Below are 1,867 nucleotides of genomic sequence, written 5' to 3'. Positions count from 1 at the left end.
TTCTCCATGACCCCCTCCCTCCATTGGAAGGTTTTCACACGCTAATCAACCGTTGGATCGCCGCGCCGGTTCCATCGCGGCCGGGTGCGCGATCGTCGCACCCGCGGAAAAATCCCCGGACTGATTTCGCTGTGCGGAACGCTGCGCGGTCTGGTTGCCACGGCCTATCTGCACAGCATGGCCAAGGCCTTTGATTTTGCCCTGCCGGTCCGTGGCAAGACGGTGCCGGACGGCGACGATTGCATCCACGAAATCAAATACGACGGCCTTCGTGTGCGGCTGGAGCGCGACGGCAAGCGCGTGCGCGTTTCCACCCGCAACGGCCACGACTGGACCGACCGATTCCCCTTCATCGTCGAGGCCGCACACAAACTCCGCCGCAGTCAGTTTATCGTCGACGGCAGGGCCGTGGTCCTCGGCGTCGACGGGATCTCCGATTTCGTAGGCTGCGCTCGCGCCATCCGCCGGGCCGGCTCGAAGGTTAGGCTATATCAATCACGCGACCGGGCGGAAGGGGCATGACCGCTTTTGGCCCAATTGCGAAATCCGGACCGGCTCTGAAAAATGTCTGGTTGTCGGGATAGACCGGAAATGCTTGGCCTACGGCAAGAACGACGCCAATGACCCTGAGCCGACGAAGGACAAAAGAAAGACGCTCTCGGCGAAACTTTAACTCAGTGGATGAGGCGGGGATGATCTCGGTACATCGTCAGCGCGCTCGACAAACGCTGGCCGAAAGCCGGGCCGTCCGGCATTTCTGGTCTCAGCGACCCACATGCCTTCCTTCAGATTTTGCTTCACATCCCAATACTCACTGGGGCTGATCAATCGGCGCCTCGACGAAGTAATTCCCTGTTTGATCGATTCCGCGATCACATATGTTGCCGTATGACGGCGAGCACCGGCGGGACAAAGATAGATATCGTCCGCCCCGACATACACGAAGTCCTGCTGGCATGCCCCGCAAACAGGTGCGGCGCTAATCCTCATGCGGAAACCGGAGCAGAAGGGGTAAAATCCCCCAGGGTCCACACCCGAGGAGCAACAACATGACCCCACACATCCCTGAGGAAGTTTCCACCAGGTTGATCGACTGGAGTCCCTTCGTGATCATGGGCAAAACGATGCCGCCCCGAGATCCTGATGAAGACGAAGAGGACGAGAACGAAGAGGAAGAGGACGAAGAGGACCGCGCCGACGAACCGCCGGTCGTGCGCGAGCCGGACGAAGACTAGAGCATGATGCTTTTAGGATTGGGCATAGCCTGAGTTTCGGAAATAGTTGGCGTATTCGGTGGGAGTAAATGCTCGGAGGATTTCGCCGATTGTGACGCAGATGGTTTCGGCCGAGCGCGCGGCGGCTTTGCTCAACAAGTGCTTGAGCTTGGCGAAGACCTGTCGATCGGGTTCAGGTCCGGCGAGTGCACGGACGCCGCAGTCGCGACAGTTGGGAGCCGGCAAGCCGAACGATGCGTTAGTCGGCGGACGTGGGACACTCGCGGGCGATCAGCCGCCGGCCAAGACGGTCGGAAGTTTCTGGCCCTGGAGGCGGTTGCGCGGATCCGGCGCGAGCGCTTCGGCAAGGGCAACACGATCAAGAAGATCGCCCGGGATCTCAAGGTGTCGCGGAACACTGTCCGCAAGGTGCTGCGATCGGGCCAGACGTCATTCGAGTACCCGCGTGAGGTTTAGCCGCGGCCAAAGTTGGGACACTGGACAACGGACCTCGAGCAACTGCTGTCGGCCAATGCGTTCGCTCCGCTCGCGAGCAGCTGACGCTGATCCGCAGCTTCGAGGAAGTGCGCGGGCGCGGCTATGACGGCGGCTACGATGCGGTGCGCCGTTAAGCCAGACGCTGGGCCAAGCAG

2 protein-coding genes and 2 pseudogenes are annotated in these 1,867 nt (G+C 60.9%); 3 read left to right on the top strand and 1 reads right to left on the bottom strand.

Annotated elements, in window-relative coordinates; all coding sequences use genetic code 11:
• The first annotated feature begins 84 nt into the window (after nucleotides 1-84).
• Both ACFFWD_RS16650 and ACFFWD_RS16645 read left to right on the top strand, forming a co-directional pair.
• Nucleotides 85-522: an ATP-dependent DNA ligase gene (locus ACFFWD_RS16650; RefSeq protein ID WP_376966951.1), complete on the top strand. Its 438-nt coding sequence runs from the start codon at nucleotides 85-87 to the stop codon at nucleotides 520-522.
• 527 nt (nucleotides 523-1,049) lie between these two features.
• Entirely contained in the window at nucleotides 1,050-1,235 is a 186-nt protein-coding gene (locus tag ACFFWD_RS16645) for a hypothetical protein (RefSeq protein ID WP_376966949.1), read from the top strand.
• Nucleotides 1,236-1,247: 12 nt separating this feature from the next.
• Here ACFFWD_RS16645 and ACFFWD_RS16640 read toward each other — a convergent pair.
• Nucleotides 1,248-1,423 (bottom strand): annotated as a pseudogene (locus tag ACFFWD_RS16640) (IS630 family transposase); the annotation flags it as partial.
• 112 nt (nucleotides 1,424-1,535) lie between these two features.
• Between ACFFWD_RS16640 and ACFFWD_RS16635 the strand changes: the two are divergent.
• A pseudogene (locus ACFFWD_RS16635) lies at nucleotides 1,536-1,843 on the top strand (IS21 family transposase); the annotation flags it as partial.
• Nucleotides 1,844-1,867 lie beyond the last annotated feature (24 nt).

The sequence above is a fragment of the Bradyrhizobium erythrophlei genome (assembly GCF_042430365.1).
GTDB lineage: Bacteria > Pseudomonadota > Alphaproteobacteria > Rhizobiales > Xanthobacteraceae > Bradyrhizobium > Bradyrhizobium erythrophlei.
This window is presented reverse-complemented; position numbering and strand designations above follow the sequence as displayed.

What these genes read in the sequence shown, in the direction of transcription:
- ACFFWD_RS16645 (WP_376966949.1), top strand. Translation starts at nt 1,050, where the DNA reads ATGACCCCACACATCCCTGAGGAAGTTTCCACCAGGTTGATCGACTGG.